1 rRNA gene is annotated in these 1,004 nt (G+C 46.6%); it reads left to right on the top strand.

The window, feature by feature from the left end:
- Positions 1-632 precede the first annotated feature (632 nt).
- Positions 633-1,004 (top strand): 16S ribosomal RNA (locus ACFSX3_RS33285); the annotation flags it as partial.

The following is a 1,004-nucleotide window of genomic DNA, read 5'->3' as shown; positions in this document are numbered from 1 at the left end:
ATTTACCCGGTGGTATGCAAAGAAGAGACAACGGAGGAGATGGATGAGCTCATTCCCGGAGGTCAAGTATATGGCCAATAAGTGTGGACTAAAAACGCTATTGTAATCTGCATGCCCATGAATGACAAACATCGGAAAGCCGTATGAGGGAAAACCTCACGTACGGTTTGATGAGGAGGGGCTGGGTTGTACCAGCCCTTTACTCTAGAATTTATATGTTTGGGGCCCCCGCAAAGTACCTGAGTCATCATCGAAGCTAAAGCCTCACTTTGTGGGGTTATTTTATTTGTCCAAGTTTGCAGAAGAGCTGAAAGGGAGTATAATATTTAGGGTTGACTAGGGTGCAGTTCTTATGATAAATTATAACTCGTCCCTCTGACATAACGATGCGCAGTAATGCAGTCGTAAATCAGCCGAAAAAAGAAATTAAAAATAAAGGTTGACTAAAACGAGGACGCTGTGATATATTATAAAGGTCGCTGCTGAGACAAAAAACAGTGACGAAAGATGAACTTGATCTTTGAAAACTGAACAACGAGTGAGTATCTGGAGATCACTTCGGTGAGATCCAAAATGAGAATGAAAATTCTCGTCAGATGTTTCAAAATGAGCAATCGCTCTTTCTGAATACCAATTTGGAGAGTTTGATCCTGGCTCAGGACGAACGCTGGCGGCATGCCTAATACATGCAAGTCGAGCGGAGTTATGAAGGAGCTTGCTCCTGAATAACTTAGCGGCGGACGGGTGAGTAACACGTAGGCAACCTGCCCTCAAGACTGGGATAACTACCGGAAACGGTAGCTAATACCGGATAATTTCTTTCCTCTCCTGAAGAGAGAATGAAAGGCGGAGCAATCTGCTACTTGGGGATGGGCCTGCGGCGCATTAGCTAGTTGGTGAGGTAACGGCTCACCAAGGCGACGATGCGTAGCCGACCTGAGAGGGTGAACGGCCACACTGGGACTGAGACACGGCCCAGACTCCTACGGGAGGCAGCAGTAGGG

The organism is Paenibacillus rhizoplanae, assembly GCF_042684125.1.
Classification (GTDB): domain Bacteria; phylum Bacillota; class Bacilli; order Paenibacillales; family Paenibacillaceae; genus Paenibacillus_AQ; species Paenibacillus_AQ rhizoplanae.
Note: the sequence above shows the minus strand (reverse complement) of the source record. Positions and strands in the feature narration are given on the sequence as shown.